The organism is Terrabacter koreensis (genome assembly GCF_054783315.1).
Genome location: NZ_BAAGQU010000004.1, coordinates 1,729,739 through 1,754,230 on the forward strand (window position 1 = coordinate 1,729,739; position 24,492 = coordinate 1,754,230).

Here is a 24,492-nt window from a genome sequence, read left to right on the forward strand (position 1 = left end):
GTGGCGCCAGCGAGCTCCAGCGCCTACAAGGCGGACCTGCTCAGCGACACCCTGACGAAGCCCTCCGAGGCGATGCGCGCCGCCATGGCGAGCGCCGAGGTCGGCGACGACGTCTTCGGTGAGGACCCCACCCTGCGGGCCCTCGAGGAGCGCGTCGCTGACCTGCTCGGCCACGAGGACGCCCTCTTCACGCCGTCGGGCTCGATGGCCAACCAGCTCGGCGTGCGCCTGCACGTCAGGCAGGGCGAGGAGCTCATCGGCGACTCGCTGGCCCACGTGGTGCGAGCCGAGCTGGGTGCTGCGGCGGTGCTCTCGGGCATCTCGTCACGCACCTGGGTCTCCGAGCGCGGCCGGTTCCGGGCCGACGACGCGAGCGCGCTGATGATCACGGGCGCCGGTCCCTACCAGGTGTGCACGGCGCTGGTGATCGTCGAGAACACCCACAACTTCGGCGGTGGAACGGTGCAGTCGCTCGACGAGATCCGCCGGGCGCGCACCGTCACCCGTGAGCGCGGTGTGGCCATGCACCTCGACGGCGCGAGGCTCTTCAACGCCCACGTGGCCTCCGGCGTCGCCGTGGGCGACTACGGCCGCGAGTTCGACACCGTCTCGGTGTGCCTCAGCAAGGGCCTCGGTGCGCCGGTGGGCAGCGTGCTCGCCGGCTCTGCCGCGGCCATGGCCGAGTCGCGCATCTGGCGCAAGCGCTTCGGGGGCGGCATGCGGCAGGCCGGCATCCTCGCCGCGGCCGGCCTCTACGCGCTCGACCACAACGTCGAGCGCCTCGCCGACGACCACGCGCGCGCCCGTCGGGCCGCCGAGGCCATGGCCGAGGCCGCACCCGGGTCGGTCGACCTCGCGACCGTCGAGACGAACATCGTCATCGTCGACGTCGCGGCCGCCGGCTGGACGTCCGCATCCTTCGTCGACGCGGCTCTCGCCGCAGGTGTGCGCACGTATGCCGTCGGGCCGGGCGCCGTGCGCCTCGTCTGGCACCTCGACGTCGACGACGCCGGCACCGACGTCGCCATCGACGTGCTCACGGCCCTCCTGCGGTCCGCGCCCGCCTCCTGACGCCCCTCTGGCAGGTCAGACCTCGTGGTGGAGGGCCTCGGCGGGCAGCTCCCCGGGGCGTCGACGGGCGAGGAGCTCGACGGCATACATGGCCGCGAGCACGAGCGCGCCGCCGGCGAGCATGCGCAGCGTCGCGGTCTCGTCGCCGAGCGTGACGGCGAAGAAGGCGGCGAAGACCGGCTCGAGCGTCATCACGATGGCCGCCCGGGTGGCCGGCATGTGCGCCTGCGCCCAGGTCTGCACCCACAGCGCGAGGATGCTGGCGAAGACGACCATGTAGAGCACCGACGCCCACCGGCCCGGTGAGTCGGGCAGCACGATGCCGCCCGGCGCGGCGCCGACGACGCAGAGCAGCGCGATGACGACCATCTGCACCACCGAGAGGCCCGTCGCGATCTCGGAGGCGCTGTAGCGGCCCAGGCCCACGATGTGCAGGGCGTAGAGGGCGGCGGCCAGCAGCGTGATGGCCTCGCCGACGCCGACCGAGAAGCCGTTGAGCGAGAGCAGCGCAAGGCCCACCGTCGCGAGACCGACTGCGGCCCAGGTGGACCCGGCCACGCGCTCGTGCAGGAGCAGCGCGGTGAAGACTGGTGTCAGCACGACGTAGGTGCCGGTGATGAAGCCGGACACGGAGGCCGGCGTGGTCGACAGGCCCTGCGTCTGGAAGATCTGGGCCAGCCCGTAGAGCGCGCCGAGCCCCACCCCGACGAGGACCTGTCGCCGCGTCAGAGCACGCAGGGGGCGCCAGAAGACGACGACCATGATGACCGCCGAGAGGCTGAAGCGGACGGCGAGGAAGTCGACCGGCGGCACGGTCTCGACGAGGTCGCGGATGAGGAAGAACGTCGAACCCCAGACCGCCGTCAGCGCGACGAGCAGCAGCGTGGCCAGACGCGTGTGCGCCGCAGGTTTCACGGGCGGTGTCAGACGATCGTGAGGGTGATGGTGCTGCCCTTGGGCACGGGGGTGCCGGCTGGGACGTCCTGCGCGCGGACCTTCTTCTCGAAGAGGTCGCCGAACGGGTACTGCTTCTGCACCGTGAAGCCGAGGTCGGTCAGGGCCTTCTCCGCGACGGTGTCCTGCTGGTCGACGACGTTGGGCACCGGCACCATGACCGGGCCTTTGGACACGACGACGGTGACCGTGTCGCCGCGGTGCAGCGTGCCCTTGGCGGGCTTCTGCGAGACGACCTGGCCCGCCGGTACGGTGTCGCTGTTGACGTCCTCGGCGCGCGCGACCTTGAGCCCCGCCTTCGTGATCGCCGCCGATGCGGCGTCGAAGCCGGCGCCGCTCACCGTCGGCACCTTGATGGGCTCGCGTCCCTTGGAGACCACGACCGACACCTCCGCGTTGCGTCGCACCGACGCTCCCGCAGCAGGCTCCTGCGAGATGACGACGCCCTCGGGGACGGTCTCGCTCCAGTCCTCGCGGGTGGCCCCGAGGCGCAGGTTGACGGGGGTGAGGGCGGGCCCGGAGTCGGTGACCTTCGTGCCGACGAGCTGGGGGACCGCGTAGCGCTCCTTGCCCTTGGAGACCGTGACGCGAACCACGGACTGCTTGCCGAGCTCGCTGCCGGGCGCCGGCTCGACCCGGAGCACGACGCCCTTGGCCTTCGTCTCGGAGAACTGTTCGACGGTGTCCATGCGCAGGGATGCCTGGGTCATCGCGTCCTCGGCGCGGACGACCTGCTGGCCCACGACCGCCGGGACCGTCGTCGAACCGCCCGGTCCGGCGGTGAACCACCACCCGCCGAAGCCGACGCCGGCCACGAGGAGGACGACGGCAGCCCAGAGCGGCCACCGCCGGCGACGACGCGGGCGTCGGTCGATGGGCATCGCGGCCGTGTGCTCGAGGCCCGGGGGGTCGTCGTGCACGGGCAGGCCGCCGAGGCCGACGGCGCCGGAGCGGCGTACGTCGGTGGGACGGGTGCGGCTGCGTTCGGGAGCGCCCTCCGCGGGGGCCCGGCCGCTGCCGGCGGGCAGCCGGCTGGTCGTCGACAGGGCGGGTAGCACGGAGGTCGCGGGCCCGGCGCCCTCGCCGGCCGCGGGGCCGCGGCGGTCGAGCTCGCCGGCGGAGAGGACACGTCGCACCGAGCGGACGGCGGCCACGAACGCTGCTGAGGACTCGAAGCGGTCGTCGGGCTCGACGGCCGTGGCCCGGGCGACGAGGGCGTCGAGGTCGGCCGGGACGGTCGGCACGACCGACGAGGGGGCGGGGATGGACCCGTGCACGTGGTTGTAGGCGATCTGGATGGGCGTGGTGCCCGTGACCGCCTTGCGCCCGGTGAGCATCTCGAAGAGCAGCAGGCCGGCGGCGTACACGTCGCTGCGGGGATCGGCCACGCCGCTCTCGACCTGCTCGGGCGAGAGGTACGAGACGGTGCCGAGCAGCACGCCGGTCTGGCTCGTGGCGGTCTGGTTGCTGATCGCGCGGGCGAGCCCGAAGTCGGCGACCTTGACCTCGCCGTCGCGACGGACGATGACGTTCTCGGGCTTGACGTCGCGGTGGATCATGCCCGCCGCGTGCGCGGCGCGCAGCGCGAGCAAAATCGGCTCGAGGATGGCCAGGGCCTCGCGCGCGGTGAGCGGGGCCTCTTCGTGGATGACGTCACGCAGGGTCTTGCCCTCGACGAGCTCCATCGCGAGGAAGACCTCGTCGTCGTCCTGACCCTGGTCGAAGACGGCCACCACGTTGGGGTGGCTCAGCCGCGCGGCGGAGCGGGCCTCGGCGCGGAAGCGCTCGACGAAGACGTCGTCGGCCGCGAGCCCCGGGCGCATGATCTTGAGTGCGACCTCCCGGTCGAGCCGTGCGTCCAGCGCCACGTAGACAGAGGCCATGCCTCCGTCTGCGAGGTGGGAGAGGATGCGGTACCGGCCGTCGATCACCCGACCGACGAGGGCGTCCGCCACGCTGGACGTCACGCACCGAAGTTTACGGGCAGATCAGGCGCATCCCGTGCAGGCCAGCCGCACGGCGGCCCGCTCAGAGGCGGTCGTAGATGGCCATGACGCTGGCGACGTACTGCTTGGTGTCCTCGTAGAGGCCCTTCTGGCGCACTGAGTAGAGACCCTGGTAGTACCCGGCGATGGCCTGCTCGCGCGAGTCCGCGCTGGCCTGCAGGGACCGGATGATCAGCACGCCGGACGTGATGTTGTCGCGGGTGTCGAAACGGTCCAGCGACCGGCCGGCCAGCTCGGAGGCCCAGGTCTGCGACGTCGGCATGATCTGCATGACCCCGACGGCGTTCGTGTAGGAGACGGCCCGCTGGTGCCAGCCGGACTCCAGCCACCCGATCGCGAGGGCGAGCTTGGGGTCGACCCCGTGGCGTGCCGCCGTCGCCCGGATGATCGCCGACGTCTCGGTGCGGGTGGGCACCTTGGCCGCGGCGAGCCTGGCCTTGCTGGCGGCGACGGCCTTGGCCGTCTTGGCCGACACGGAGTAGCCCTTCGGTGCGGCGGCCTTGGGGGCCGGGGTGGCCGGCGCCGACGCCGACACGGCCCCGGGCACGACGATCCTCTGGCCGACGAAGATGAGGGCGCTGCTGCGGAGCCTGTTCGCCGCGAGCAGCTTGGTCAGCGACACGCGGTACTTCACGGCGATGTCGCTCACCGTGTCGCCGGCGCGGACCACGTGGACCGCGTCGCGCGACGAGGGGCGCACCGCCGTCGCCGTACGCGTGCCGGACCCGGCGGTCGACCGCGGCTGCGCGGTTGCGGGGGAGGCCTTCCCCGGGACGAGCAGCTTCTGCCCGGGGTGGATCAGCGCGCCGCCGAGCGCGAGCCGGTTCTTCTGGGCGATGGCACGCACGCTGGTGTGGTTGGCGATGGCGAGGTGCCAGAGCGTGTCGCCCGGCCGGACCGTGATGGTCTTCCAGGGCGTGGCGGCCACGGGAGCCACGACCGCGTGGGCGGGCACGGCGAGTGCGGCGACGTCGGCGAAGGGCATGAGGTGGAGTCCTTTCCTGGAGCCCGGTTCTGGTGCAGGAGACGGTGCAGAAGACGTGGAGGGGCGTCGGAAGGGTGGGCGCGTCAGGCCAGAGGGGGCCAGTGTGGCATCTGTGGTTGCTGTGGCGTCTGTGACGATAGCGCACATTTGAGCACTAAACTAAAAATACATCGGTGTAATTCATGGCCCCACGCCCGTCCGAAGCTCCACCAGGACGACGAGGGACGCCCTTCGGGACGCTCCGAGGCGCGCGGTGGCGGCGGGTGCACGCCTCACCCTGACGGGTGGCAGACTCGTGCCCGTGAGCGACACTCCCGTGCAGCCCGACGAGACCACCACCGGCGACACCGACCTCGAGACGTTGGTCGGGGAGTGGCTGACCGTGCCCGACGCCGCCGAGCGGCTCGGCGTGCCGCTGTCGCGCGTACGCCAGATGATGGCCGACCGAGAGGTGCTCGCCGCCCGCATCGGCGAGCGCAAGGTGACGGCGATCCCCGCCAAGTTCGTCGACGAGAGCGGGCCCCGGCCCGAGCTGCGCGGGACGTTCACCGTGCTGGCCGACGGCGGCATGGACGACACCGAGATCATCGAGTGGCTCTTCACCCCCGACGCGACCCTGCCCGTCGAGGGCGCACCCATCGACGCCCTCCGAGCAGGGCACAAGACCGAGATCCGCCGGCGGGCCCAGGAGCTCGCCTTCTAGCAGGCCTTGGACGCGGTGCGTCAGGAGTGCCGCGCCGTCGAGACCGCGACGAGCGCCTCGAGCACGTCGAGCGCGGGCGAGTCGTAGTGGCCGGTCTCACGAGCCCGCTCGACCGCCTTGCGGGCGTCGTCGGCGAGCGCGGTGATCAGGCCCTCGACCCGGTCGACGGCCCCCGTGTCGACGAGCACGCCCCGGATCGCCTCCACCCCGGCGAGCTCCAGGTCGTCGCGGCCGAGCAGCGACTCCACCGTCGCCCGGTCGCTGGCTGACGCCGCGTCGAGGGCGTACGCGACGAGCACCGTCCGCTTGCCCTCGCGCAGGTCGTCCCCGGCGGGCTTTCCGGTCGCCTCGGGGTCGCCGAACACGCCGAGCAGGTCGTCGCGCAGCTGGAACGCCTCGCCGAGGGCCAGGCCGTAGTCGGACAGCGGGGCGAGGGACTCCTGCGGGGCGCCCCCGACGAGGGCCCCGATGAGCAGCGGGTGCTCGATCGTGTACTTCGCGCTCTTGAAACGGATGACCTTGCGCGCCGAGGCCACCCTCTCCTCGAGGTCGAGGCCGTGCCAGCCGCGGGCCGACTCGAGCAGGTCGAGGAACTGGCCACCCATCAGCTGCGTGCGCATCAGGTCGAAGAGACGACGCCCGCGCACGAGCTCGTCGCCCGGGAGGCCGCACGTCGCGTACAGCTCGTCGCACCACGTGAGGCACAGGTCACCGGCGAGGATGGCGGTGCCCTCGCCGAAACGGTCCGCGTCACCCGCCCAACCACGCTCCTGGTGCAGGCCGGCCACGGCCCGGTGCGCCGACGGCATACCTCGTCGGGTGTCGCTGCGGTCCATGACGTCGTCGTGGAGGAGCGCCGCACCCTGGAAGAACTCCATGCTCGCGGCGAGGCGCACGAGGGCGTCCGAGTCGTCGCCACCAGCGGCGCGGTAGCCCCAGTAGAGGAAGCCGGCGCGCAGGCCCTTGCCCCCGGAGAGCAGGTTCGACACGGCGGACACGAGCGGCGCCGTCTCCTCACCGATCGCGGCGAGCGACTGGGTGGCCCCGGCGATCTGCCCGTCGATCGCCTGCTGGACCCGACGGCGCAGCGCGTCGAGGTCGGTGGGGGTCTGCACGAGGTCCTCCATCGAGTCGCGGGAATCGTCGTCAGCCTACGCGGCGCGCCGGCCGCGGCGTGAACAGCCCACGCAGCGCGGGCACGCTCCGCCTAAGGTGTGCGGCATGGCACACGGCACGGCATCCTCCATGGCACGGGCAGAACGGTTCACCCGGTCCATCCCGGCGATGATCGAGGCCGACACGCCCACCTTCAGCTTCGAGTTCTTCCCGCCCAAGGACGACGCCGCCGAGGCGCAGCTCTGGGACGCGATCCGCCGGCTCGAGAAGCTCTCGCCGAGCTTCGTGTCGATCACCTACGGCGCGGGCGGCAGCACCCGTGGGCGCACGGTGCGCCTCACCCAGCGGGTGCTCGAGGAGACCTCGCTGACGCCGATGGCGCACCTGACCTGCGTGGGTCACTCCGTCACCGAGCTGCGCAGCATCGTCGGGGCGTATGCCGCCGCGGGGGTCCGCAACATCCTGGCCCTCCGCGGCGACCCGCAGGGCGGCCTGGGCCAGCCGTGGGTCGCCCATCCCGAGGGCCTCGACCACGCCGACGAGCTCGTCTCGCTCGTCAAGGGCCTGGGCGACTTCACCGTGGGGGTCGCGGCGTTCCCCGACGGCCACCCCGAGTCGCGCAGCGTCGAGGAGGACGCCCGGACGCTCGTGCGCAAGGAGCAGGCCGGGGCGCAGTTCGCCATCACCCAGATGGTCTTCGACGTCGACAACTACCTCCGGCTGCGCGACGAGCTCGCGCGGCGCGGCTCGCACCTGCCCGTGGTGCCGGCGATCATGCCGATCACGAACGCGCGCCAGGTGGTGCGCATGGCACAGCTCGCCGGCCAGCCCATGCCGGCCGCCGTCACCGACCGCCTCGACCGGCACGGTGACGACGCGGACGCGGTGCGCGCCGAGGGGCTGGCCATCGCTACAGAGTCGTCCCAGCGGCTCCTCGACGAGGGAGCCCCCGGCATCCACTTCATCACCATGAACCGCTCGTCGGCCACGCTCGAGGTCTTCGGCAACCTCTGAGGCGCTCACCGCGGGACGGCCGACCCCGGTGAGGTCGACCGCCCTCGGTGGAGGCGGTTGGGGCGGTGGAGGTCGGTCAGGTGGTGGCCGACGGGGTCGTCGCGCCGTTCGGCGAGGTCGGCGTCCCGCCCTCGCCCGGCTGGGCCTGCGGGCCGTCGCCGTCGTGGTCGCCCCGGCCCCCCGGCCCGCCGGGCCCCTGGCCGCCCTCCTGGACGTCGGTCACGGTGAACGAGGCGTCGACCTGCACGATGACGTGCGTGCCGTCGGTCCGCACCATGTGCGCCTCGTAGACGCCGTCGGAGTCGGTCTCGACGCGCTCGATCGTCGCGGTCGGCTCCTTCGCCTTGGCGGCAGCTGTCACCTTCGCGGCGGTGTCGCCCGTGAGCAGCTGCTCGTCCGAGCGCATCGGCTTGCTCGGGTCGGTGTTGCCGTTGCCGTTGGCGCGGTCGCCCGGCGCGCCTGCCGTTCCCTCGCCGAGCAGGCCGTAGCCGGCGCCGTTCGCGGCGACACTGCTGCTCGACCCGGTGGTCTCGTCGGCGCTCGCGAGGGCGGCCCCGCCGAGCGCGAGCGCCGACGCGGCCACGATGCCGGCGCCGGCCAGAGCGATGGTCTTGTTCTTCATGCGTTCCACTCCTTCGATGGGCTGGCCTCGTGCCAGCTGGGTCCACCGTCGGAGCCGGGCCTGTGCCGGCGCCCTCGCCGGCGTGGGCGCGTGCTGTGAGTCGCTGTGCGCTGCTGTGGGACGAGCGCGGGTCAGGTCTCCTGGTCGAACGGGCGGTCGACGGGGCGCTCGGGGCGTGGGTCGGCCGCGCGGCCGAGGCCCCATCCCCGACGGCGACCGTGGTCGGGACCTGGGTCGGTGGCTTGGTCGGTGGCTGGGTCGGTGGCGGCTCCGACGGCTCTGCCCGACGGTTGGGCGACGCCCACGCGTTCGCCCCAGGCGTCGTAGCGCCGCTTGTAGCGGCGGATGCGGCCCGCGAGCTTGTAGACGAGGAAGGCTCCGAGGGCGAGGAGCACGAACGCGATGGTGGCGGCCCACCAGGGGTGCGCGATGGCGAGGGCGGTGACGCCCGTGACCGTGACGTCCTCGGTCGTGCTGACGACGATGTTGCTCGCCGGCTCGGGGGAGGTGTTGACCGCGGCGCGCAGGCCGGCCTTGATGCCGTGCGAGATCAGCGCCGTGACCCCACCGGTGGCCGCCCCGATGGCCGCGTCGAGCCCGGCCGTCTCGTGGCCGATGAGATAGCCGATGGTGGCGCCCACGGCGGGTCTGACGACCGTGTGCACCGAGTCCCAGACCGAGTCGACGTAGGGGATCTTGTCGGCGAGCATCTCGACGGCGAAGAGGATGCCGGCGCCGATGAGCACGTCGGTGCGGGCCAGGGCGTTCGGGACCTGGCTGAGGTTGAAGATCTTGTCGGCCAGTCCGAGGACGAGCACGACGGCATACGCGTTGACCCCGCTGCCCCACCCGGTGGTGAAGGCCATGGGGATGAGCTCGGCGCCCACGACGCTCCTTCTGTCGTGCGCCGGTCGCGGGTGCGCCGGTGCGTCCATGCCCGGGCCGGACGGCCGAGCTCAGGTCCAACGTCACTGACGCTCCCGTATTCCCGCAGGGCACGCAACGGGACGCGCTGGCGCCGTGGGGGCCTTCGGTGGGTGCGTGGGCAGCGGAACGGGCCCGATCCGTGAGCGGACAGGACCCCTGCACCCCTCCGTTCGCGGACCGGACCCGCAGTCCCCAACTCTGCCGAGGGCCGCACGGGCGAACCTGAGCACGATTACTCAGGTTCGCCCGTTTCGTCCCCGTATGCCGGGCGTGCGCCTCAGGTCAGCCCTCCTGCGGGTCGTGGGTGAGCAGCCAGGACCGGAGGCCTGCGAGGTCGTCGGTGTTGTAGGCGTCGACGTCGGCCGCGAGCTCCTCGGCCCAGACCGTGTCGCGCGTCGCGCCCGGGGTGTCAGGCGTCGCCCAGAAGCGGATCTCGTAGCCCTCCGCGTGGGCTCGGGTCACGTAGGCGCGGAGGAGGGCGCGATGGGCCTCGGTGAACGGCCCGCCCGTGTAGCCGACGGCCGACCAGTTGTTGCTGACGAGGGGCATGAGCGTCGGTGAGATGCCCTTGCCGAGGTCGCTGAGACGCCCGTCGTAGAAGGACCAGCGCGTCGTCGCGGCCTGCATGGCGGGCAGGTCGCGGTTGCCGGAGACGACGGCGGTGACGGCCCGGTGCTGCACCCGGCCCTGGCGGAAGGCGGTCACCAGCTCGGGGTACGCCGACAGCTGGCGCTCGATCACCGGCCAGGTGGCGCTGCCGTCCGACTTGACGTCGATGAGCAGGCGCAGGTCGCCGTTCCAGCCGGGGTAGATCGACCCGCCGTTGGCGCGGAACCGTTTCGCGAGCGGGTCGAGGTAGTGGCTGCGGAGGGTGCGGGTCAGGTCGGGGCCGTCGTGGCCGAGGTAGAGCTCACCGTCGACGAGCCAGACGTCGGCCTCGACGGAGGTGAAGCCGTGGTCCAGCGCATCGGCGAGCGGGCGCGCGTGCTCGTAGTCGTTGTGGGCGTGGGCCCGCTCGAGGGGTTGGGCGGTGGCACGGTGCGGGTTGCCGGTGGCCTCGAGGGCGGTCGCCGTGGAGGGGCTGCTCGTCGTGGCGAGGACGGCGGTGACGAGCAGGGTCGGGGTGAGGGTGATGAGGAAACGTCCGAGTCTCATGGACCCACCCTGTTCGCCCGTTCCGGTCGTCGGCCGACGCGAGGGTGAACGGCAGGCGACGGTTGTGGTCGTGACGCGGTTCCGGTCGTTCTTGACACGCTGTCGGCGCCGGGGGTTACGCTCTTCCCATCGAACAAGTGTTCGAACTCTGTTGGTTTCGTCAGTCAAGTCGTCGGTTGGTTGTCGGGCTGCTCGTGTGGGGCGCGGGTGGCTCGGGTCGTGATGTCCGGCCCGACGTGTCCGAGGGAGACGTGTCGTGGTGCGCAGGTTCAGTGACTCCGTCCAGGTGAGGGTCCGGAGAAGAGAGCAGGAGTGGGAGACCGCCCGCGAGGTCGGTCCGGAGAAGGGTGGCGAGAAGGACGCGAAGGCGCTCGGGTCCCCGGCGGGGACGGCGCCGGAGGCGTTCATCTGGCGCGGTCGCCTCTACGTCGTGCGCAGCGTCCTGGCCCAGTGGCGTGAGCGGCGCGCTTGGTGGCGCGATGCGCTCGAGGCCGACGAGGCGCAGGTGCGGCCCGGCGAGACGCTGGTCGCTGCGGCGTCCGAGCAGCACGTCTGGCGGGTCGAGGCGAGCCCGGGGTGGTCCTTCGCCCCCGGGGTCTACGACCTCGCCCACGACGAGTCCCCTTTGGGCGACCAGTGGTCGCTCGTCCGGGTCTCCGACTGAGCCGACATGAGACGAGAGAGGAGAGCCACCACCATGACCACCACCCACGACCTGCGACGTCCACCCATCTCGGCCGCCGTGCTCGACCTGCTCGAGCGGGGCCGCGCGACCCTCGAGTCCGCGTGCCGCACGAGCGATGCGTCCGAGCGCTACCGCGACTCCCACCTCGGTGCCCTGCGGGCTGCGGCTGCCCTCGTCGCCGCCCGCACCGTCCCGTCACCCCGATCCCGGCCGCGCAGCGTCTGGCAGGTCCTGCCCGGGGTGGCTCCCGAGCTGGGGGAGTGGGCCGCCTTCTTCGCCGCCTGCTCGGCCCACCGGTCGGTCATCGACCGTGGCGGTCACATCAGCGCCCGCGAGGCCGACGACCTGCTGCGCCAGGCCGAGATGTTCCTCGAGATCGTCCAGGACCTCCTCGGGGTCCCGGCGACGATCCCGCTGCCGCAGTCGATCACCCCCGTCTCGCCCGCCCCCGTCCCGAGGAGCCGGGCGAACACCGCGTGAGCAGCATGACCACCACCTCTTCCACCACCACTCACGGCTTCGTCCACCTGCACGTCGCGTCGGGCTACTCCATGCGCTACGGCACGGCCAAGCCGCACCAGCTCGTCGAGCGAGCCGCGGCCTTCGGGCAGCCGGCCCTCGCGCTGACCGACCGCGACGGGCTCTACGGCGCGGTGAAGTTCGTGCGCTCCTGCATGGAGCACGACATCGCCCCGATCCTCGGCGTCGACCTCGCCCTCGGGCCGGAGCGCCCCGAGCGGCAGCGTCCCGTGCGCACCCCCGTCCGAGGTGGGGCTCTCGTGGACCCCCGACTGCCTCGCGTCACGGTGCTGGCCCGGGGGAGCGCCACCGGTCTCGCACCCGGGGAGGGCTGGGGCGCCCTCTGTCGGCTCGTCACCGCCACCCACCTGCGTGGCGAGCGCGGCAACCCGGTCACCACCGCGAGCCTCGTCGCCGAGCACGCGCGCTCGGCGGACGACGGCGGGCCCTCCCGGCTCGTCGTGCTGCTCGGCCCCGACTCCGACGTCGGGCGCGAGGTGCTCGCCAAGCGACGCGACCGGGCCAGGGCCGCGCTGGAGCGCTGGGTCGCGCTGCTGCCGCGCGGGGCGGCCGTCGTCGAGGTCGTCTGCCACGGCGGCCCCGAGCACCAGCCGGGCAGCCTCGGCCAGGCGGGGCGGATGCTCGCCCTCGCGCGCGAGGTCGGTGTGCCCAGCGTGATCACGGCGGCGGTGCGCCACGCCGACCCGCAGGACGCCGCCATCGTCGACGTCCTCGACGCCGCGCGCCGGCTCGTCGCCCTCGACGCGCGCCACCTCGACCGCGTCACCACGGCGGGTCACCTGTCCCCGACACCGCTCATGCAGGCCCTCGCCCTCGACGTCGTGCAGGTCTCGGGCCCCGGGCTCGTCGGTGGCGGGTCGCTGGCACGCGAGCAGTCGCGCGAGCTGCTCGCCCGCACCACGGCGCTCGCCACCGAGTGCATCCAGGACCCCCGTTCCGACCTCGGCATCGGCTCGGTCCACCTGCCCGAGCCCGGCGTGCTGGGCATCCGCCCGGGCACCAACCCGCACCACGTCCTCGCCCGCCGGTGCCGCGAGTCCATCGCGACCCGCTACCCCGGTCGGTCCGAGAGCGAGCTCGGGGCCGTCAGCGACCGGCTCGAGGACGAGCTCGGCGTCATCGAGACGCTCGGCTACGCGACCTACTTCCTCACCGTCGCCCAGGTCTGCGACCTCATCCGTGAGATGGGGGTGCGGGTCGCGGCCCGCGGCTCCGGGGCCGGGTCCCTCGTCAACTACCTCCTCGGCATCTCCGGGGTCGACCCGATGCGTCACAACCTGCTCATGGAGCGCTTCTGCTCACCGCTGCGAGCCGAGCTGCCCGACATCGACATCGACGTCGAGTCGGCCCGGCGCACCGAGATCTACGAACGCATCCTCGACCACTTCGGCGGCGAGCGGGTCACCTGCGTCTCGATGATGGACACCTACCGGGTGCGTCACGCGATCCGCGACGCCGGCGCCGCGCTCGGCCTGCCTCCGCCCGAGGTCGACGCGATGGCCAAGGCGTTCCCGCACATCGCCGCCCGCAACGTGCGCAACGCCCTGGCCGAGCTGCCCGAGCTGCGCGCGTCCGGCCTCGACGTGCCCCGTCTGCAGCTGATGTTCGACATCGTCGAGCGGCTCGACGGCCTGCCCCGCCACATCGCCCTGCACCCGTGCGGCGTCGTGCTCTCCGACTCGGTCCTGCTCGACCGCACCCCGGTCGAGGCCAGCTGGCTCGGCTTCCCGATGAGCCAGTTCGACAAGGACGACGTCGAGGAGATGGGACTGCTCAAGCTCGACGTCCTCGGCATCCGCATGCAGTCGGCGATGGCCCACGCGGTCGACGAGGTCGAGCGCGTCGACGGCACAGCCCTCGACCTCGACGACGAGAGCCAGGTTCCCTTCGACGACGAGCAGACCTTCGAGCTCGTCCGCTCGACCCGGACCCTCGGCTGCTTCCAGATCGAGAGTCCCGGCCAGCGCGAGCTCATCGGCAAGTTCGGGCCGCAGACCTTCGACGACCTCATCATCGACATCTCGCTCTTCCGTCCCGGGCCCGTCAAGAGCGACATGATCATCCCGTTCCTCAACGCGAGGCAGGGCTGGAAGGACCCCTCCTTCCTCCACCCGACGCTCATCCCCGCGCTCGAGGAGACCGAGGGCGTCGTCGTCTTCCACGAGCAGGTCCTCATGATCGTCGCCGAGACGACGGGCGTGACCCTCGCGCAGGCCGACGAGGTGCGCCGCGCGCTCGGCACCCCCGACGGCCAGCGCCAGATCGAACGGTGGTGGCGCCCGGCCGCCCTGGCCCGCGGCTACGCACCCGACGTCGCCGACAAGATCTGGGAGGTCCTCAAGGCCTTCGCGTCGTTCGGGTTCTGCAAGGCGCATGCGGCCGCCTTCGCGCTGCCGACCTACCAGTCGGCCTGGCTCAAGGCGCACCACCCGGCCGCCTTCCTCGCCGGGGTGCTGACCCACGACCCCGGCATGTACCCCAAGCGGCTGATCCTCGACGACGCGCGTTCCTTCGGCATCGCGGTCCTCGGGCTCGACGTCAACGCGTCGACCGGCGCCTACCGCTTCGAGCGCACCGACGACGGCGGCGAGGCGATCCGGCTCTCCCTCGCCGACGTCCACGGCATCAGCGAGGCCGAGGTGGCCCGGATCGTCGCCGGTCAGCCGTACTCCAGCCTCTCCGACTTCTGGCAGCGGGCCCACGTGTCGCGGCCCGTCGCCGAGAAGCTCGTGCTCGCCGGTGGCTTCGACGCCCTGCACGACATCGACCTCGGCAGCCCGCCCCGTCGCGGCGAGAGCGGTCCCGAGGTGGTGGGGCGCTCCCGCAGCGGTCTCGGCCGGCGGGGCCGGGTCACCCGGCGAGACCTGCTGCTCCACGTCGCCGAGCTCGACCGCTGGTCGGCCTCGCAGCACTCGTCCCGGGCGAGGGTCTCGGCCGCGAGCCGCTCCCGTTCGTCGCGGGGCCGCGTCACGTCGGTCTCGGCCACCGGTGACATCCGGGCCCTGGCCGCCGCCCAGTCGCAGGCCTCCGCCGGCGCGCCCGAGCACGTCGCGACCCAGCTGACGCTCGACCTCGGCGACACGCCCCGCCTCACCGCGACGAGCGGGCTGCCCGAGATGACCGGCCCCGAGCGGGTCCGTGCCGAGCTCGAGGTGCTCGGCCTCGACGCGAGCGGGCACGTCGTCGACTTCTACGCCCCGATGCTCGACGCCCTCGGCGTCACCCGGGCGCGCGACCTGCTCTCGGGGCGCAGCGGCCGCGAGGTGTGGGTCGCGGGAGTCAAGGTCGCCACGCAGACCCCGCCCATCCGCACCGGCCGCCGCGTCGTCTTCCTCACCCTCGACGACGCGACCGGACCTGCCGACCTCACCTTCTTCGAGGACGTCCAGGGTCCGTATGCAGCCACCGTCTTCCACTCGTGGCTGCTCCTCTGTCGTGGCACGGTGCGGCGCACCGGCCCCAAGGGCGTCTCGATCCGGGCCACGGGAGCGTGGGAGCTCTCGGGTCTGCAGGAGGCCTGGACCGCCGGCGGCATCACCGCGGTGCGCGACGCACTCGACGCCGCCGACCGGGCCGCCTGGGAGCGGGCCGGAGCCCTGGCCGGTCGAGACGGCGCGCCGGCCGGCGTGGGCGAGGGCCCCGACGGCCGCCGGGTGCTCGTCCACGCCTCGGGGTTCAAGCAGTCGCCGTACGCCGACATCAAGCCCGCAGGCGACGACGTCAGGGGAGCGCGCGGCACCAGCGCCCTCGTGCCAGCCGACACCGTCGGTGGCCCGCCGCGCAAGCTGTGGCACGCCAGTCCGGGAAGTTCGGGGCACTAGGGTGAGCATGCACACGAACCCCATGCGCCACCACCTGCGAGACGGCGCGAACCACGCTCCCCGACGGAGGATCCCGTGCCCGACGACCAGCCCCGCCAGCGACGCGGAGCGGCCCGACCGTCGGCCGTCGTCTCCGCCGTGGGCCGCATCGCCGACGAGTGCGGCACCCGGCTCGGTCGCCCGCTCGAGGTGCTCGACCTGGGCGGCGGCACGGGCGGTGTCGCCGTCCCGCTCGCCGAGGCCGGTCACCGGGTCACCGTCGTCGACCCCAGTCCCGACGCGCTCGCCTCGCTGGCCCGCCGGGCCCGTGAGGCCGGCATCGTGGACCGCGTCACCGGCGTCCAGGGCGACGGCGACTCCCTCGACGGCATCCTCGCCGGCCGGCACGTCGACCTCGCCTGCTGCCACGGCACCCTCGAGTTCGTCGACGACCCAGCGGCCACGCTGCGCGCCATCGCCCAGGTCCTCGGCCGGGGCGGAGTGCTCTCGCTCCTCGTCTCCGGACGCCTGGCCGTCGTCTTCGCCAAGGCCATCGCGGGTGAGTTCGCCCAGGCGCGCGCAGCCCTCGTCGACCCCACCGGCCGGTGGGGGAGCACCGACCCGCTCCCGCGCCGCTTCGACGTCGAGCAGCTCGAGACCCTGCTTGCCGACGCCGGCTTCACCGACGTGGTGGTGCGCGGCACCAACATCCTCGGACACCTCGTGCCGGCCTCGCTCATCGACTCCGAGGCCGACCGCGCCGCCCTGGCCGAGCTCGACGACCTGCTCGTCTCCGGCCCGGGGCGCGAGTTCCTCCGCACCCTCGGCAATGCCCTGCACGTCGTCGCGCGCCGCGACTGACCCGGTGATCGGGGCCGGCCGGCCCACCCGGTCCTCCGGGCCGGGGGGTGCCGCATGAGCCGTCGCCAGTTCACCGCCCCGACCCGGGGCAGCTCCGAGCCGCCCGACGACACCGGCTGCACCGTGCTGCACGTCGACATGGACGCCTTCTACGCGTCCGCGTCGCTCATCTCGCGACCCGACCTGCGCGGCAAGCCGGTCATCATCGGCGGCGCGAGCGGCCGCTCCGTCGTGCTCTCGGCCACCTACGAGGCACGCGCCTTCGGGGTCACCTCAGCGATGCCGATGGCCCGGGCCCAGCGGCTGTGCCCCCAGGCCGTCATCATCGAGCCCGACCACCGCCGCTACGCCGCGATCTCCGAGGCCGTCATGGCGACCTTCGCGACGATCACCGACAGCGTCGAGCCGCTCTCGCTCGACGAGGCCTTCCTCGACGTCTCCGGCGCCGTACGCCGGCTCGGACGTCCCACGCGGATCGCCGAGCAGCTGCGTGACACCATCGCCGACGAGCAGGGCATCACCTGCTCGGTCGGCGTGGCCGCCACGAAGTTCGTCGCCAAGCTCGCCTCCAACCTCGCCAAGCCCGACGGGCTCATCGTCGTGCCCCGCGACGAGGTGGTCTCGTTCCTGCACCAGCTGCCCGTCGGTGCCATCTGGGGCGTCGGCGACAAGACCGAGGAGCACCTGCACCGGCTCGGCCTGCGGTCGGTCGCCGACCTCGCGCACACGCCCGTCGAGACCCTGCAGCGGGCTCTCGGCGACGTCGCCGGCCGCAGCCTGCACGACCTGGCCTGGGGGCGTGACCCGCGCCCCGTCGTCCCCGAGCGCCGCGAGAAGTCGATCGGTGCCGACGAGACGTTCGCTCACGACATCGACGACCCGGTCCGCATCCACCGCGAGCTGCTGCGCCTCTCCGACCGCACCGCGGCCCGGGCCAGGTCGGCCGGGATGACGGGGCGCACCGTCAACATCAAGGTCAGGTTCGCCGACTTCACGACGATCACCCGCGCCAAGACGCTGCGTCACCACACCGACGTCTCACGCGACATCTTCGCGACCGCCCGCGAGCTCTACGACCGGCTCGGCCTCCAGCGGGCCCGCATCCGGCTCGTCGGGGTGCGCCTGGAAGGCCTCGTCCCGTCGGCCGTAGCACCCATCCAGGCCACCCTCGACGAGCCCGAGCACGGGTGGCGCGAGGCCGACCGTGCGGTCGACCGGGCGAGCGCACGCTTCGGGGCCGGATCCGTGCGGCCGGCGAGCCTGATGCCTGACCGACCCTCGGGTTCCTTTCGTGAGCGGCGAGACCTATCCTGAGGTAAAGAAGTCCGCGTCGGCCGTTTCCGACATACGATTCGGGCACAGTCGATTTCGCACCAGGGAGGTGCCGAGTGGCACTCTCGGAACACGAGGAAGCACTCCTCCAGCAGATGGAGGAAGCCCTCTACGCCGAAGACCCGCGCTTTGCGTCGCGCATCGAGAAGACGAAGTCTCGAGGTCTCGGTCGAGGGCGCGTGGTCGCCGGTGTCATCGCCGGCGTGGCCGGACTGGCCCTCGTCGTGTTCTCTGCGATGAGCAGCGCCATCTGGCTCGGCGCGGTGGGCTTCGCGATCATGGTCGCCGGCATCGTCTACGCGATCACGCCTTCGAAGACCAAGCTGGCAGCGGTCGGTTCCGACGGCACCCCCAAGCCGCGTGCGGGCAAGGGCAAGGCTGCCCCCGCGAAGCAGGCGAGCTTCATGGAGCGCCTCGAGGAGCGCTGGGAGAAGCGTCGCCGCGACCAGTGGTGACCGGCCGACAGGCGAGCGCCGGCACCCTGTGACCGCTAGGGCCGTGTGAGGTAGACCGCGACGGCCCACGTCGCGATGATGGCGAACGCCGTCGCCAGCTCGATGCCGACGTTGAGTGCCACCGCGCGCATCGCCTGGGTCGTGGCGCGCCAGGCCGCACCGTGCTCACGGTGCTTGACCCGTTCGAGCAGGTAGACGGCGACGACGAAGCCGATCGGCGCCCCCACGACCGGGACGACAAAGAATCCGACGACGGCGACCGCCAGGGCCACGGCCACGATCCAGCCCTCCACGCCCGCCGACCTCATCCGGCGCCCCGGGAGCAGGTACTGCGCGACGAGGCCCACGGCATACGCGACGGTGGCGAGGCCGAGAACGAGCCAACCCGGCCCGTCCTGACGTTCGAACGCCCACACGAGCGTCGCCCCCCAGACCACGAACAGTCCCGGAAGCACCGGGACGACGATGCCGACGGTCCCCACGAGCATCGCGAGCAGGACGATGACGTTCGTCGCGGTGATCACGAGGGTGCCGTCGGCGGCGTTCGGGTCGAGATGGGGTCAGGAAGGGCCGGGTCTGGTGTCTCTGCTGGTCTCAGCGTTCGTCGACCGGGGCGGAGGCCGGGATCTCGTTGAGCCGGTCCGTCTCGTCGCGGATGTCGAGCGCCTTGTCCTTCAGGGCCGGGAGGTGCTCCCGTCCGTGGTGCGCGCAGAAGAGCAGCTCTCCGCCGGAAACGAGGCGGGCGCGGATGTAGGCCTGAGCCCCACATCGGTCGCAGCGGTCAGCAGCGGTCAGTTCGGGTGCCAGTGCTGTCGTCATTCGTATTTCGCCTCTTTCCTCCCTCGGGGGTCCCCCGGAGGGAAACCCTGCCATGTACCTACGACGCTCGAGGGGTCCTCTCGGTGCACCACTCTCGCCTCGCGGACGTTCCAACAGTGAATCACGCGGAATGCTTCCCGATGGTGAGGCTCGGTAAGTGAGACGCCTTCGGACCAACATCGTTACGTGTCAGAGATTCGCCGGGCCCCCGCGATACGGATTGGTCGTCACCCAGTCCCATACCCGCTCGGCCTGCCTGCCGGGCGGGTGGCCGTGGCCAGCGAGCCTCCACGGGGCCGTCGGCGCGGGTGACTAGGCTGCCCCTGCCAGCCCTCCACAGCCTGACCCGCTGGCTGCTGACCCGAACGAAAGAGATCGACACACGTGGCCTCCGCCTCCCGTCCTGCTCCCTCCGGCAACGGCGACTACACCGCCCGCCACCTCCAGGTCCTCGAGGGCCTCGAGGCCGTGCGCAAGCGTCCCGGCATGTACATCGGCTCGACCGACCAGCGCGGCCTCATGCACTGCCTGTGGGAGATCATCGACAACGCCGTCGACGAGGCGCTGGCGGGCGTCTGCACCGGCATCGAGGTCATCCTCGCCGCCGACGGGTCGATCGAGGTGCGCGACAACGGCCGCGGCATCCCCGTCGACATCGAGCCCCGCACGGGCCTCTCCGGTGTCGAGGTCGTCTTCACCAAGCTGCACGCGGGCGGCAAGTTCGGTGGTGCGTCCTACGCGGCCACGGGTGGTCTGCACGGTGTCGGCGCCTCTGTCGTCAACGCCCTCTCGGCCCGCCTCGACGTCGAGGTCGACCGGGCCGGCAAGACGTACGGCATGAGCTTCCGGCGCGGCGAGCCCGGCACCTTCACCGACGTCAAGGGTGCGCCGCACTCGCCGGAGGCCGCGTTCACGCCCTACGAGCGCAAGAGCGCCCTTCCCGTCGTCGGCAAGGCCAAGCGCGGGGTCACCGGCTCGCGCGTCCGCTTCTGGCCCGACCGACAGATCTTCCTCAAGGACGCCGAGCTCGACTACGCCGCCATCCTCGGGCGCGCCCGCCAGACGTCGTTCCTCGTGCCGGGGCTGCGGCTCGTCATCCGCGACGAGCGCCGCCTCAAGGGCACGGCCGGCGAGGAGGGCCCGGTCGAGGAGGTCTTCCAGCACGACGGCGGCATCACCGACTTCGTCGAGTTCCTCGCTCCCGACACCCCGATCACCGACGTGTGGCGGCTCGAGGGGTCCGGCACCTTCACCGAGACGGTGCCGGTGCTCGACGTCAACGGCCACATGACCCCGACCGAGCTCGAGCGCGAGTGCGCCGTCGAGGTGGCGCTGCGCTGGGGCCAGGGCTACGACACCAAGCTCCAGTCGTTCGTCAACATCATCACCACCCCCAAGGGCGGCACCCACGTCGCGGGGTTCGAGCAGTCGCTGCTCAAGGTGTTCCGCAAGCAGCTCGAGGTCAACGCCCGCCGGCTCAAGGTCGGCAACGACAAGCCGGAGAAGGACGACATCCTCGCCGGCATGACCGCCGTCGTCACGGTGCGCCTCGCCGAGCCGCAGTTCGAGGGCCAGACGAAGGAGGTCCTCGGCACCAACGCCGTGCGCGCCATCGTGGCCAAGGTCGTCGAGAAGGAGCTGACCGCGCAGCTCACGTCGACCAAGCGCGGCGACAAGCAGCAGTCCGCGCTGCTGCTCGAGAAGATCGTCTCCGAGATGAAGTCGCGCATCAGCGCGCGGCTGCACAAGGAGACCCAGCGTCGCAAGAACGCCCTCGAGAGCTCCACGCTGCCCTCGAAGCTGCGCGACTGCCGCACCACCGACGTCGAGCGCTCCGAGCTGTTCATCGTCGAGGGGGACTCGGCGATGGGCACCGCGAAGGAGGCCCGCAGCTCGGAGTTCCAGGCGCTGCTGCCGATCCGCGGCAAGATCCTCAACGTCCAGAAGGCGTCCGTCTCCGACATGCTCAAGAACGCCGAGTGCGCGTCGATCATCCAGGTGATCGGTGCCGGGTCGGGGCGCAGCTTCGACCTCGCGGCGGCCCGCTACGGCAAGGTCATCATCATGACCGACGCCGACGTCGACGGCGCCCACATCCGCACGCTGCTGCTGACCCTCTTCTTCCGCTACATGCGTCCGCTCGTCGACGCCGGACGCGTCTACGCGGCGATGCCGCCGCTGCACCGCCTCGAGGTGATCAACGCGGGCGCCAAGAAGAACGACCTGATCTACACCTACAACGAGAACGAGATGCGCCGCACCGTGGCGCGGCTCGAGAAGTCCGGCAAGAAGATCAAGCAGCCGATGCAGCGCTACAAGGGCCTCGGCGAGATGGACGCCGACCAGCTCGCCGACACGACGATGGACCCGCGCCACCGCACCCTGCGCAAGGTCACGATGCGTGACCTCGAGGCCGCCGAGCGTGTCTTCGAGCTGCTCATGGGCAACGAGGTGGCCCCGCGCAAGGACTTCATCATCGAGTCCGCGGCCGAGATCGACCGCGAGCGCATCGACGCCTGACACCATCGCCGGCCACGGCCTGCCGGGTATGTCCCACGACATGTCGACGTCTCCAGACCACTCAGTCCTGCGCACCAAGCCCGTCGAGGACGTTCTGGCCCAGGCGGGTGGGCCCGACGGCGAGGGCAGCCCGGGTGACGGTGGTGGTCACGGGCGCCTCAAGCGGCGGCTCGGGGCGCGGGACCTCATGGGCTTCGGCATCGGGATCGTCATCGGCACCGGCATCTTCACGCTGACGGGCATCGAGGCGAAGAACCACGCCGGCCCCGGCGTCGTCATCTCCTTCGCCGTCGCCGGGCTGGTCAGCCTCCTCGCCGCGCTCTGCTACGCCGAGCTCGCGTCGGCCGTGCCCACGGCGGGCTCCGCCTACACGTACGCGTACGCCACCATCGGCGAGCTGTTCGCCTGGATCATCGGCTGGGACCTCATCCTCGAGTTCGCCCTCGGAGCGGCCGTCGTGGCCCGCGGCTGGTCCGGCTACCTCCAGGAACTCTTCGACCTGCCCACCTCACTCTTCGGCGAAACGGCGCCGGTCAACGTCGGCGCCATGGCGATCGTCGTGCTGCTCGGCGTCGTGGCGGTGGTGGGCATCCGCGAGAGCGCGCGCCTGACGAACATCCTCGTCGCGGTCAAGGTGCTCGTGTGCGTCTTCGTCGTCGTGGTGGGTGCCTTCTTCGTCAAGGCCGCCAACCTCACCCCCTTCATCCCGGCAGCGAAGCCGGTGCCCGCCGACACCTCGGGCCTCCAGCAGCCGCTGAGCCAGGCCCTCTTCGGCATCGAACCGACCGCCTTCGGCCTGGCCGGGGTGCTCACGGCCGCCGCGGTGGTCTTCTTCGCCTACACCGGCTTCGAGGCCGTCGCCAACCTCGGCGAGGAGACCCGACGCCCGGCCCGTGACCTCCCACTCGGCCTGCTCGGCACGCTGGGCGTGTGCACGCTGCTCTACGTCGGCGTCTCGTTCGTCATCACGGGGATGGTGCCCTACGGGCAGCTCAACGAAGGTGCCCCGATCGCGAGCGCCTTCGAGGCGGTCGGCGCCGGCTGGGCGGCCGCGCTCATCTCCGTCGCCGCCGTCGCCGGACTCACGTCCGTCATCCTCGTCGACATCGTCGCCATGGGCCGCATCGGCTTCTCGATGGGCCGCGACGGGCTCATCCCGCGCTCGGTCGCCGCCGTCCACCCGCGGTGGGGCACGCCGTGGAAGATCACCATCGGCACCGTCGTGCTCATCGCCCTGCTCGCCGGCTTCCTACCGCTCAAGGTGCTGGCCGACCTCGTCAGCATCGGGACGCTGTTCGCCTTCGTCGTCGTCTCGATCGCCGTGCCGATCCTCCGGCGGACCAAGCCCGGTCTGCGCCGACCTTTCCGCGTGCCGCTCTCGCCCGTCGTGCCTGCCCTGTCCGCCCTGGCCTGTCTCTACCTCATGACGAACCTCTCGATCGAGACCTGGCTGCGGTTCCTCGTCTGGATGCTGCTCGGCTTCACCGTCTACTTCGCCTACGGGCGGCGCAACGCGCGGCTCAACCACGCCCGCGAGTCCTCGCCCGACAACCGACGCGACGCCTCCGTCGACCGCTGACCCGGGCCGGGTTGGGGGGAGTCACGGCGCCGCACAGCGTCGCGTGCTTACGATGTGTCCCTGCCGGCGCGACTCCCTCCGCCGGTACACGTCGAGAAGGGGATCGATGGTGGGCAACGTCAACGCTGAGGAGTCGGTCGCCGACGAGCGGTCGGACCTGCCCGAGAGCCCGCTCGACGGGCACGGCGAGACGTTCACCGTCGAGCTGCCCACCACGGGGGAGCGCCGGGACGAACCGGTCGCCCCGCAGGAGCCCGAGCAGCTGGCCGGCTCGCCGGACGCCCCCGACGAGGACGTCGCCGTGGCCGGCATCGGCACCGCTCACGAACGCACCGCGCCGGCGCCCGCTCGCTACCTCACCCCCGATGAGCTCCACTGGGCGGCCGAGACCGTCGAGGCCATCTCGACCGCCTTCGCCTCGAGGGTCGTCGGGCAGACCCGTCTGCAGGAGACCCTCCTGGTCGCGCTGCTGACCGCCGGGCACGTCCTGCTCGAGAGCGTGCCCGGCCTCGCCAAGACCACGGCCGCGCAGACCATCGCCCAGGCCGTCGGGGGACGGTTCCACCGCATCCAGTGCACGCCCGACCTGCTGCCCAGCGACATCGTGGGCACGCAGGTCTACAACCAGCACTCGGGCACCTTCGAGACGCAGCTCGGCCCGGTGCACGCCAACTTCGTGCTGCTCGACGAGATCAACCGCAGCAGCGCCAAGACGCAGTCCGCGATGCTCGAGGCGATGCAGGAGCGCCAGACCTCGATCGGCGACAAGAGCTACGCGCTGCCCGACCCGTTCCTCGTGCTCGCCACGCAGAACCCCATCGAGCAGGAGGGCACGTACCCGCTGCCCGAGGCACAGATGGACCGGTTCATGCTCAAGGACGTCCTCGACTACCCGTCGCCCGCCGAGGAGGCCGAGGTGCTTCGGCGCATCGACTCCGGCATCTTCGCCACGCCGGCAGACCCGGTCGTGTCCGTCGCCGACGTCAAGCGCCTCCAGGCACTCGTCTCCCGCGTCTACGTCGACCCGGCCATCGTCAACTACATCGTCGGCATCGGCTACGTCACGCGGCACCCGCGCGACTACATCGAGCCGCGTCTCGCCGGCTACGTCGACTTCGGCGCGAGCCCCCGCGCGAGCATCGCCTTCACGAGCGCGGCCCGCGCCCGTGCCCTCGTCGACGGGCGCAACCACGTCGTGCCCGACGACGTCAAGGCCCTGACGCACCGCGTGCTGCGGCACCGGGTGACGCTCGGGTTCGAGGCGGCCGCCGACGAGGTGGCCGTCGAGAGCATCATCGACGCGATGGTCGGCGGCATCCGCACCCCGTGAGGGGCGGAAGGCGAGCCG

21 protein-coding genes are annotated in these 24,492 nt (G+C 72.1%); 12 read left to right on the forward strand and 9 right to left on the reverse strand.

All coding sequences use genetic code 11. The features are described 5' to 3' along the window. A complete protein-coding gene (locus ACYVNR_RS10815) occupies positions 1-1,071 on the forward strand; it encodes a threonine aldolase family protein (protein ID WP_461048064.1) in 1,071 nt (356 codons plus the stop codon). Positions 1,072-1,086: 15 nt separating this feature from the next. Here the strand turns inward: ACYVNR_RS10815 and ACYVNR_RS10820 are convergent, their stop codons facing one another. From ACYVNR_RS10820 to ACYVNR_RS10830, 3 genes are all read right to left on the reverse strand, one after another. Beyond that, on the reverse strand, positions 1,087-1,986 hold the full coding sequence (locus ACYVNR_RS10820; protein WP_045192526.1) for a DMT family transporter: 900 nt from the start codon (positions 1,984-1,986) through the stop codon (positions 1,087-1,089). 8 nt (positions 1,987-1,994) lie between these two features. Further along, positions 1,995-3,992, reverse strand: a complete 1,998-nt coding sequence (gene pknB / locus ACYVNR_RS10825; protein ID WP_045192525.1) for a Stk1 family PASTA domain-containing Ser/Thr kinase — start codon at positions 3,990-3,992, stop codon at positions 1,995-1,997. 61 nt (positions 3,993-4,053) lie between these two features. After that, on the reverse strand, positions 4,054-5,016 hold the full coding sequence (locus ACYVNR_RS10830) for a lytic transglycosylase domain-containing protein (RefSeq protein ID WP_052677455.1): 963 nt from the start codon (positions 5,014-5,016) through the stop codon (positions 4,054-4,056). A 301-nt stretch (positions 5,017-5,317) separates the two neighbouring features. On the opposite strand from ACYVNR_RS10830, the gene ACYVNR_RS10835 reads away from it, so the two are divergent. Continuing rightward, entirely contained in the window at positions 5,318-5,719 is a 402-nt protein-coding gene (locus tag ACYVNR_RS10835) for a helix-turn-helix domain-containing protein (RefSeq protein WP_045192681.1), read from the forward strand. Between the two features lie 20 nt (positions 5,720-5,739). On the opposite strand, the gene ACYVNR_RS10840 is transcribed toward ACYVNR_RS10835, so the two are convergent. Continuing rightward, positions 5,740-6,846, reverse strand: a complete 1,107-nt coding sequence (locus tag ACYVNR_RS10840; RefSeq protein WP_045192524.1) for a polyprenyl synthetase family protein — start codon at positions 6,844-6,846, stop codon at positions 5,740-5,742. 94 nt (positions 6,847-6,940) lie between these two features. Here ACYVNR_RS10840 and metF point away from each other — a divergent pair, with 94 nt between their 5' ends. Continuing rightward, entirely contained in the window at positions 6,941-7,849 is a 909-nt protein-coding gene (gene metF / locus ACYVNR_RS10845; protein WP_045192523.1) for a methylenetetrahydrofolate reductase [NAD(P)H], read from the forward strand. Between the two features lie 76 nt (positions 7,850-7,925). Here metF and ACYVNR_RS10850 read toward each other — a convergent pair whose 3' ends face one another. From ACYVNR_RS10850 to ACYVNR_RS10860, 3 genes are all read right to left on the reverse strand, one after another. After that, positions 7,926-8,471: a hypothetical protein gene (locus ACYVNR_RS10850; RefSeq protein WP_461048067.1), complete on the reverse strand. Its 546-nt coding sequence runs from the start codon at positions 8,469-8,471 to the stop codon at positions 7,926-7,928. Positions 8,472-8,602: 131 nt separating this feature from the next. Then, on the reverse strand, positions 8,603-9,358 hold the full coding sequence (locus tag ACYVNR_RS10855) for a DUF4126 domain-containing protein (protein ID WP_461048068.1): 756 nt from the start codon (positions 9,356-9,358) through the stop codon (positions 8,603-8,605). Between the two features lie 322 nt (positions 9,359-9,680). Next, complete coding sequence (locus ACYVNR_RS10860) at positions 9,681-10,553, reverse strand: phosphatidylinositol-specific phospholipase C/glycerophosphodiester phosphodiesterase family protein (RefSeq protein WP_461048070.1); 873 nt, start codon at positions 10,551-10,553, stop codon at positions 9,681-9,683. A 259-nt stretch (positions 10,554-10,812) separates the two neighbouring features. Here ACYVNR_RS10860 and ACYVNR_RS10865 point away from each other — a divergent pair, with 259 nt between their 5' ends. The 6 genes from ACYVNR_RS10865 to ACYVNR_RS10890 all read left to right on the forward strand — a co-directional run bounded on the left by ACYVNR_RS10865 (position 10,813) and on the right by ACYVNR_RS10890 (position 18,226). After that, complete coding sequence (locus tag ACYVNR_RS10865; RefSeq protein ID WP_461048071.1) at positions 10,813-11,217, forward strand: DUF6504 family protein; 405 nt, start codon at positions 10,813-10,815, stop codon at positions 11,215-11,217. 33 nt (positions 11,218-11,250) lie between these two features. Next, complete coding sequence (locus tag ACYVNR_RS10870; RefSeq protein WP_052677453.1) at positions 11,251-11,718, forward strand: SAV_6107 family HEPN domain-containing protein; 468 nt, start codon at positions 11,251-11,253, stop codon at positions 11,716-11,718. A 5-nt stretch (positions 11,719-11,723) separates the two neighbouring features. Then, the gene (locus ACYVNR_RS10875; RefSeq protein ID WP_461048073.1) at positions 11,724-15,599 is read left to right on the forward strand and encodes a DNA polymerase III subunit alpha; all 3,876 of its coding nucleotides are present in this window, start codon (positions 11,724-11,726) and stop codon (positions 15,597-15,599) included. Between the two features lie 75 nt (positions 15,600-15,674). Beyond that, entirely contained in the window at positions 15,675-16,439 is a 765-nt protein-coding gene (locus ACYVNR_RS10880; RefSeq protein WP_461048074.1) for a class I SAM-dependent methyltransferase, read from the forward strand. Between the two features lie 54 nt (positions 16,440-16,493). Then, on the forward strand, positions 16,494-17,753 hold the full coding sequence (gene dinB / locus ACYVNR_RS10885) for a DNA polymerase IV (protein WP_461048076.1): 1,260 nt from the start codon (positions 16,494-16,496) through the stop codon (positions 17,751-17,753). 74 nt (positions 17,754-17,827) lie between these two features. Next, the gene (locus tag ACYVNR_RS10890) at positions 17,828-18,226 is read left to right on the forward strand and encodes a DUF3040 domain-containing protein (RefSeq protein ID WP_045192519.1); all 399 of its coding nucleotides are present in this window, start codon (positions 17,828-17,830) and stop codon (positions 18,224-18,226) included. A 35-nt stretch (positions 18,227-18,261) separates the two neighbouring features. Here ACYVNR_RS10890 and ACYVNR_RS10895 read toward each other — a convergent pair whose 3' ends face one another. Both ACYVNR_RS10895 and ACYVNR_RS10900 read right to left on the reverse strand, forming a co-directional pair. Continuing rightward, positions 18,262-18,750 (reverse strand): DUF456 domain-containing protein, encoded by a 489-nt coding sequence (locus tag ACYVNR_RS10895; RefSeq protein WP_461048078.1) that lies wholly within the window; start codon positions 18,748-18,750, stop codon positions 18,262-18,264. A gap of 70 nt (positions 18,751-18,820) precedes the next feature. Then, entirely contained in the window at positions 18,821-19,045 is a 225-nt protein-coding gene (locus ACYVNR_RS10900; protein WP_045192518.1) for a DUF7455 domain-containing protein, read from the reverse strand. A 384-nt stretch (positions 19,046-19,429) separates the two neighbouring features. On the opposite strand from ACYVNR_RS10900, the gene ACYVNR_RS10905 reads away from it, so the two are divergent. The 3 genes from ACYVNR_RS10905 (at position 19,430) to ACYVNR_RS10915 (ending at position 24,474) form a co-directional block, all read left to right on the forward strand. Continuing rightward, complete coding sequence (locus tag ACYVNR_RS10905) at positions 19,430-21,565, forward strand: DNA gyrase/topoisomerase IV subunit B (protein ID WP_045192517.1); 2,136 nt, start codon at positions 19,430-19,432, stop codon at positions 21,563-21,565. 40 nt (positions 21,566-21,605) lie between these two features. Continuing rightward, on the forward strand, positions 21,606-23,144 hold the full coding sequence (locus tag ACYVNR_RS10910; RefSeq protein ID WP_461048080.1) for an amino acid permease: 1,539 nt from the start codon (positions 21,606-21,608) through the stop codon (positions 23,142-23,144). Between the two features lie 106 nt (positions 23,145-23,250). After that, complete coding sequence (locus tag ACYVNR_RS10915) at positions 23,251-24,474, forward strand: AAA family ATPase (RefSeq protein WP_461048081.1); 1,224 nt, start codon at positions 23,251-23,253, stop codon at positions 24,472-24,474. Positions 24,475-24,492: the final 18 nt, after the last annotated feature.

Excerpts from the sequence above, each read along its gene's own strand:
- ACYVNR_RS10870 (WP_052677453.1), top strand. The coding sequence starts at position 11,251 with ATGACCACCACCCACGACCTGCGACGTCCACCCATCTCGGCCGCCGTG.
- dinB (WP_461048076.1), top strand. The coding sequence starts at position 16,494 with ATGAGCCGTCGCCAGTTCACCGCCCCGACCCGGGGCAGCTCCGAGCCG.
- ACYVNR_RS10830 (WP_052677455.1), bottom strand. The coding sequence starts at position 5,016 with ATGCCCTTCGCCGACGTCGCCGCACTCGCCGTGCCCGCCCACGCGGTC.
- ACYVNR_RS10850 (WP_461048067.1), bottom strand. The coding sequence starts at position 8,471 with ATGAAGAACAAGACCATCGCTCTGGCCGGCGCCGGCATCGTGGCCGCG.
- ACYVNR_RS10840 (WP_045192524.1), bottom strand. The coding sequence starts at position 6,846 with ATGGAGGACCTCGTGCAGACCCCCACCGACCTCGACGCGCTGCGCCGT.
- ACYVNR_RS10875 (WP_461048073.1), top strand. The coding sequence starts at position 11,724 with ATGACCACCACCTCTTCCACCACCACTCACGGCTTCGTCCACCTGCAC.
- metF (WP_045192523.1), top strand. The coding sequence starts at position 6,941 with ATGGCACACGGCACGGCATCCTCCATGGCACGGGCAGAACGGTTCACC.
- ACYVNR_RS10910 (WP_461048080.1), top strand. The coding sequence starts at position 21,606 with ATGTCGACGTCTCCAGACCACTCAGTCCTGCGCACCAAGCCCGTCGAG.
- ACYVNR_RS10915 (WP_461048081.1), top strand. The coding sequence starts at position 23,251 with ATGGTGGGCAACGTCAACGCTGAGGAGTCGGTCGCCGACGAGCGGTCG.
- ACYVNR_RS10860 (WP_461048070.1), bottom strand. The coding sequence starts at position 10,553 with ATGAGACTCGGACGTTTCCTCATCACCCTCACCCCGACCCTGCTCGTC.
- ACYVNR_RS10900 (WP_045192518.1), bottom strand. The coding sequence starts at position 19,045 with ATGACGACAGCACTGGCACCCGAACTGACCGCTGCTGACCGCTGCGAC.